General features: G+C 41.0%; 1 tRNA gene. It reads left to right on the forward strand.

Annotated features, from left to right (window positions below):
* Positions 1-93 precede the first annotated feature (93 nt).
* Positions 94-169: transfer RNA gene (locus NLX67_RS22615), tRNA-His, on the forward strand.
* Positions 170-714 lie beyond the last annotated feature (545 nt).

Raw genomic sequence — 714 nt, forward strand, 5'->3', positions numbered from 1 at the left:
TAGCGAAGTGGCTAAACGCGGCGGACTGTAAATCCGCTCCTTCGGGTTCGGCAGTTCGAATCTGCCCCCCTCCACCACTATTTACTTATAATGGCGGTCGTGGCGAAGTGGTTAACGCATCGGATTGTGACTCCGACATTCGGGGGTTCGATTCCCCTCGATCGCCCCATCTTTACAAAATCGGGCTATAGCCAAGCGGTAAGGCCAAGGTCTGCAAAACCTTTACCACTGTTTTGATTCCGGTTGCCGCCTCCATAGTATTTGCTTTGACTGCATAAATAATTCTGTTTGGCGGATGCAGGATTTGTATGACTTTAGGAATAAGCCAAATCATTTTTTTGGTAAAATAATCTTTTGATAACTTCCTATTGATTTCGCAGAAAAACTTATGATATATTATTAATCCGCCAGTGAGCAGGATGGATGAAATAAACTTATTTACAACTTTCATCATTTTGATAGAATAATATTTTTCTCGAAAAGTGTTGACGTGTGAATAGGCACATGATATAATTATATAGCTGTCGGATATGACGGCAACAAACGAGAGACATTGATCTTTGAAAACTGAACAAAATCAATAAAAACGTCAACGTTTTAAGCAAGAAACTTCTATGTAAGATGCATGTCATCTTACATAGAAACAAATGAGCAAGTCAAACACTTTTTGGAGAGTTTGATCCTGGCTCAGGACGAACGCTGGCGGCGTGCCTA

Origin of the sequence: Domibacillus sp. A3M-37 (assembly GCF_024213455.1) — a bacterium.
Taxonomy (GTDB): domain Bacteria; phylum Bacillota; class Bacilli; order Bacillales; family Domibacillaceae; genus Domibacillus; species Domibacillus tundrae.